Origin of the sequence: Pseudomonas sp. GD04091, assembly GCF_029836165.1 — a bacterium.
GTDB lineage: Bacteria > Pseudomonadota > Gammaproteobacteria > Pseudomonadales > Pseudomonadaceae > Aquipseudomonas.
The window spans coordinates 116,964-123,002 of record NZ_JAOEBG010000018.1 but is presented as its reverse complement, the minus strand read 5'-3'; the positions used below and the strand labels follow the sequence as shown (position 1 = coordinate 123,002).

Sequence of the window (6,039 nt, the reverse complement as noted above, 5' to 3'; positions counted from 1 at the left end):
TCGAAGCTGCTTTTCAAAAACACCTTCAACCTCAACAACTTACCGCTTGCCTCGCTGCGTTCAACGCTGCGAGGTGGCGAATAATACGCGATTTGAATTCGGAGTCAACACCTTGATCCAAAAAACTTTAGCGCGACCTCCGGCAACTAATCGCCACCACTTTGGATCTGTAGAGAAACACCAAGCGGAGCGGCCTGGCCATGAGCGATGAGCAGAACGAGAAGACCCCAGGTCTGTCGGCAGACGAAGAGCAGGAGGTCAGCCACAACCAGCCGCCGCGCGCGGCGGTGCTGCACGAGATCATCCGTTACCAGGGCGACCAGGAACTGGAGCGTACCCTTGCCGCCCTCTGGTGGTCGGCGCTGGCGGCCGGCCTGACCATGGGGTTGTCGTTGATGGCGATGGGGTTGTTCTACGCCCGCCTGCCCGAAGGCGACAGCGCGCAAGTGATCGCCAGCCTGGGCTACAGCGCGGGATTTCTGGCAGTGATTCTCGCCCGCCAGCAATTGTTCACCGAAAACACACTGACCGCCGTGCTGCCGGTCATGACCACACCGACCCTGGCCAACCTTGGCCGCCTGATGCGCCTGTGGTCCATCGTCCTGCTGGGCAACCTGGCTGGCACGATACTGGTTGCCTGGGTAATGCTCGAACTGCCGATCTTCGATAGCAAGACCGACATCGCCTTCCTCGATGTCGGTCGCAAGGTCATGGAGAACGACATCGCCCAGATGTTTGCCAAGGGCATCGTCTCAGGCTGGATGATCGCCACCATGGTCTGGATGATTCCGTCCATGGAGCACGCCAAGATCTGGATCATCCTGATGATCACCTACCTGATGGCCCTGGGCGACTTCACCCATATCGTGGTGGGTTCGGTGGAGGTGTCCTATCTGGTGTGGGCCGGCGAGCAGACCTGGCAGGCCTTCTGGCTGGACTTCGCCCTGCCCACGCTGGCCGGCAACATCATCGGGGGTAGTTTCATCTTCGCCCTCATCAGTCACGCCCAGGTACGCAGCGACAGCGGCAAACCGCCCTCGCAGCTACTAAAGGATGAAAAACCCGCGAAAACAGGTGACTAACGCGTCGCGACGGCCCGCTCGACCGCCCTGCCCTTCTGTGGCAATGGCCGTGGTCGCCACCAGTTCTGCCCTGGATGCGGGGAATCGAGACTGACCCGCTCGCCCATCTGCGGCGTACTCAACGGGACTTGCGCCGCGGTGGCCAGCGCCAGGATTCGTTCGAACGGCTCCTGCCAACCGTGGATGGAGAGATCGAACGTGCCGTTATGAATCGGCAACAGCCAACGGCCTCGCAGATCCAGGTGTGCCTGCAGGCTCTGCTCCGGCTGCATGTGCACATTGGGCCAGGCCAGGTTGTAGGCCCCGGTCTCCATCAATGTCAGGTCGAATGGCCCGAAACGCTCGCCGATTTCACGAAAGCCCGCGAAGTAGCCCGTGTCGCCACTAAAGAACAGGCGCATGCCTTGGTCGATCATCACCCAGGACGCCCACAACCGTCGGTTGCTGTCGAACAGTCCACGCCCCGAGAAATGCTGCGCGGGAGTGGCGACGAAACGCACACCTTCGATGTCGGTCTCCTGCCACCAGTCCAACTGCCGCACCTTGGCGGACGGCACTCCCCATTCGATCAGCAGGTCGCCCACCCCCAGTGGCGCGAGAAAATGCTCGGTGCGCGGCGCCAGACGGCGGATGGCCTGTTCGTCCAGGTGATCGAAGTGGTCGTGGGACAGAATCACCGCGGTCAACGGCGGCAGATCGTCGATCGCCAGCGGTGGCGCATGAAAGCGCAAGGGACCGGCCCATTGCACCGGCGAGGCGCGCTCGGCGAAGACCGGGTCGGTAATGAAGAAGCGTCCGCGCAGCTTGAGCAATACCGTGGAGTGCCCGAGTCGCCAAAGGCTGTGATCCGGTGCGTCGACCACTTGCTGGCGGGTCATGGGCTGCAGGCTGAGCCCGGCATCCGGGCGGGTTTCTGGCGGCTTGCGCAGCAGCAGGTACTTGATACCGATGCGCAGTTTCTTGAGCACGCCATCCTTCGGCAGTTCGACCTGGTTATGAAAGCGTCCGTCCCGGTGCGGTGCCGACTCGCCGGCAGGGGTAGCCATGGGAACCATGAGCGTGAGCACTCCGAGCAAGAAGAAAGCCTTCATGTTACTCCACAGGGACCGGATCAACCGTGAATTGGCTTGTAAGGTCATTTTTCACCGATGAACGATTGTTCAACAATATTCACGCGACTTATGCGATAAACGGCGCCTCACAGAAGAACGACAATCATGATCGACAACCGCAGCGGCAAAGGACTTTCTTTCGTCAGGCGCATCTACCTGCCACGAATCATCGGCCTCGGTATCGGTCTGTTCAGCGTGATGGCCGCCGTCGCGCCGTTGTCGCCGCCGAATTGGGCCTGGGCCCTGTTGCTGTTCAATGGCCTGGCCTGGCCACATGTCGCCTACCAGTGGGCATTGCGCTCGGCAGCACCCTACCAGGCCGAGCAACGCAACCTGCTGATCGACTCGCTGATGGGGGGGTTCTGGACCGCGGCGATGCATTTCAACCCGCTGCCCACCGTCACCATCCTGTCGATGATGACCATGAACAACGTCGCCGCCGGCGGCAAGCGTCTGTTGGCACGCGGCCTGCTGGCCCAACTGTGCGGCATGCTGCTGGCCAGCGCCCTGCTCGGCACCGGCTTGCAGCCGCAGGCGACGCCCTTGCAGGTGCTGGCCTGCCTGCCGATGCTCACGCTCTACCCGCTGGCTCTGGGCTGGGTGTGCTACCAGCTGGCGATCAAGCTGGCCGAGCACAAGCGCCGGCTCAGCGCCCTGAGCCGGACCGACAGCCTGACCGGCCTGCTCAACCATGGCTCGTGGAAAGACCTGCTGCTGCTCAAGTTCCAGATCTGCCAGCAGCAGCAACTGCCTGCGGTCGTCGCGCTGATCGACATCGACCACTTCAAGACCATCAACGACACCTATGGCCATGTGGTCGGCGATTGCGTCCTGCGCCAGCTCAGCCAGGAGCTCAAGCGCAACCTGCGAGAAGACGATCTTGCCGGACGCTATGGCGGCGACGAGTTCTGCGTGATTCTCCCAGGCACCGAACAGGCCCAGGCCTGCCTGGCCATGGAGCGTCTGCGCGAGCGTGTGGGCGCCTACCGCAACCCCCAGCTGCCAGACCTGCGCATCAGCCTGAGCATCGGCATGGCGCCGATCCACCCAGGCCTGCCCTCGCCCGAGCACTGGCTGGAAGACGCTGACAGGGCCCTGTACGCCGCCAAGCACCAGGGCCGCGACCAGGTCAATTTCGCCCGCGGCGAGGTCACGCCGCTCAGGCTGGCCTATCCTGACTGAACCTTCCCCCAGGCCGGGTGGAAGACTGCAGTTGAAGGAGTCGCCCGTACATGGACAGGAACGTCGACCTTTCGCCCACCAACCCCACCTCACGCCGGCAGGTGCGTCGCCTGGTCGGCGCCTTCTGCGCCCTGTTCGGGCTCTCCTGCCTGTTCACCTTGGTCGCGCTGTTCAACATCGCCGCCACGCTGGACCGCCAGGAGCAGACGCAGAGTACCTTCCACGCCACCCAGGCGCTGGAGCAGCGGCTACTGGCCTCGCGCCAGTTCCTTTCCAGTTACGCGGTCTGGGATGCCGCCTACGAACACCTGGTCGGCAAGGTCGACTGGCAATGGGCCTACGACGAGAAGAACATCGGCGAGTCGCTGTACAGCGCCAGCGGTTACGAAGGCGTCTTCGTGGTCGAAGACGGGCGCACCAGCTATGCCCTGTTCAAGGGCAAGCCCACCGATTCGCCGGCTGGCGCGCACATCGACAGTCCCCTGGCGCCGATCATCGATGAAGCGCGCAAGGCAGCGCCCGCCCGCGAGCAGATAACCCGTTTCGTGCGTTTCAATGGCTGGCCCGCCGTGCTCAGCGCCGCAGCGGTGCGCCCGGACAAGGAGGTGACCGAGGCCGATGTCAGCCAGGCGCCGGTGATGGTGTTCGTCGACCAGTTGACCGAGGCCAAGCTGGCCGCGCTGGGCGAAGGCGCGGGCCTGACCGGCATGCGTCTGGAGAAGAACGGCGCCGCCCCGGCCGAACAGCCTCATAGCGCCCTGGGCGATACCGGCTATCACCTGGCCTGGAACAGCCCCCAGCCGGGCCACCAGCTGCTTCGCGCGTTCCTGCCGCCACTGCTGGCCGTGCTGTTGCTGCTCGGGCTGGTGTTGCTCTATCTGTTCCGGCACGCCTTGCGCAGCTCCCGCGCCATCGATGAAAGCCTGTTGCGCCTGCAACAGAGCAACCGCGCCCTGGAAGCCAGCGAGCAGCGTTTCCGGGCGGTCGCCGAAGCCGCTTCCGACTGGATATGGGAAACCGATCGCCATCATCGCCTGACCTATCTGTCCCAACGCTTCGCCAGCGTCACCGGCTATCGGATCGAGAACTGGCTCGGGCAGCCGCTCAACCAGCTGTTGTCCTGCGACACCACGCCCCTGCTGCCCTGGCTCGACAGCCAGGCCGACAGCGACCCGCAGCAACTGGCCAACCTGCGCTGCAACTACGATGACGCCAGCGGGCAGAACCGCTACTGCCGCATTTCGGCGCGCTCGATCGTGTACGAGGGCAAGCTCGCCGGTTTTCGCGGTACCGCCAGCGACATCACCGACGAGGTCGCCGCCCATGCCCGCATCCAGCACCTGTCGATGCATGACGCGCTGACCGGCCTGGCCAACCGCAACAAGCTGTCCCGGCACCTCGAACAGGCCCTGTTGCGCGGCAGCGAAGCGCCTCCCCTGACCCTGTTGCTGCTCGACCTGGACAGCTTCAAGCCGATCAACGATTCACTTGGCCACCCGGCAGGCGACGCGGTGCTGCAAGAGGTGGCCACCCGCCTGCGCGACACCACCCGCGACGGTGACCTGGTCGCGCGCCTGGGTGGCGACGAATTCGTCCTGGTGCTGCAGGGCCTGGACCACCGCAGCGAGATCGATCGCTTCTGCGCCCGCCTGCTCGACCTGCTGCAACAGCCCGTGAGCTTCGAGGAGCACCAGTTGCACGTCGGCGCCAGCATCGGCATCGCCCAGACCCGGATCCAGGGCTTCGATGCCGGCGAACTGATCCGCTGCGCCGATATCGCCCTGTACCAGGCCAAGGCCGACGGCAAGAACACCTGGCGTTACTTCTCGCCGGAGATGAACCAGCAGATCCAGTACCGCCGACAGCTGGAAAACGACCTGCGCCGGGCGATCAAGCAGCACGAGTTCGTCCTCTATTACCAGCCACGCTACCGCCTCGACGACCTGCGCATCGTCTCGGTCGAGGCGCTGCTGCGCTGGCAGCACCCGCAGGAAGGCCTGCTCGGGCCGGACACCTTCATTCCGCTGGCCGAACAGAGCGACCTGATCGTCCCGCTGGGCCGCTGGGTGCTGACCGAGGCTTGTCGCGCCGCACGCAACTGGCCCGACGGGTTGCTGGTTTCGGTCAACCTGTCGCCCGCGCAGTTTTCACGCAGCGACGTAGTCGCCGACGTGCGCCAGGCCTTGCTGGAAACCGGCTTCGCGGCCCAGCGCCTGGAGCTGGAAATCACCGAGAACGTCATGCTCAACGATATCGAAGGCGCGCTGGGCACCATGCTGGCACTCAAGGAGCTGGGGGTGCGCCTGAACATGGACGACTTCGGTACCGGCTACTCGTCGCTCGGTTACCTGCGCACCTACCCGTTCGACAGCATAAAGATCGACAAACGCTTCATCGCCGGACTGAGCAATCAGAGCGGCAACGATCGGGCGGTGGTCCAGGCCATCATCAACCTGGGCAAGGCCATGGGGCTGACGGTGACGGCCGAAGGTGTGGAGACCGAGCAGCAGTTGAAGACGCTGGACAAGGAACAGTGCCATGAGGTCCAGGGCTATTACCTGAGCAAGCCGATGGACAGGGCGGATTTCGAGGCGCTGCTGGCGGGAAGGGATACACGGCAGGATGCGTCCTGACCGCTCGAGGGCGTTTCGCCTATTCGTGGG

The 6,039-nt window shown here is 64.0% G+C and carries 4 protein-coding genes; 3 read left to right on the top strand and 1 reads right to left on the bottom strand.

Features of this window, described 5'->3' with window-relative positions; genetic code table 11:
* The first annotated feature begins 200 nt into the window (after positions 1-200).
* A complete protein-coding gene (locus N7422_RS19910; protein WP_279808139.1) occupies positions 201-1,082 on the top strand; it encodes a formate/nitrite transporter family protein in 882 nt (293 codons plus the stop codon).
* Here the strand turns inward: N7422_RS19910 and N7422_RS19905 are convergent.
* Positions 1,079-2,173 (bottom strand): MBL fold metallo-hydrolase, encoded by a 1,095-nt coding sequence (locus tag N7422_RS19905; RefSeq protein WP_279808138.1) that lies wholly within the window; start codon positions 2,171-2,173, stop codon positions 1,079-1,081. The genes N7422_RS19910 and N7422_RS19905 overlap by 4 nt on opposite strands.
* Before the next feature lie 126 nt (positions 2,174-2,299).
* Here N7422_RS19905 and N7422_RS19900 point away from each other — a divergent pair, with 126 nt between their 5' ends.
* Together N7422_RS19900 and N7422_RS19895 are read left to right on the top strand one after the other, a co-directional pair.
* Positions 2,300-3,376, top strand: a complete 1,077-nt coding sequence (locus N7422_RS19900; protein WP_279808137.1) for a diguanylate cyclase — start codon at positions 2,300-2,302, stop codon at positions 3,374-3,376.
* Between the two features lie 50 nt (positions 3,377-3,426).
* Positions 3,427-6,009: an EAL domain-containing protein gene (locus N7422_RS19895; RefSeq protein WP_279808136.1), complete on the top strand. Its 2,583-nt coding sequence runs from the start codon at positions 3,427-3,429 to the stop codon at positions 6,007-6,009.
* Positions 6,010-6,039: the final 30 nt, after the last annotated feature.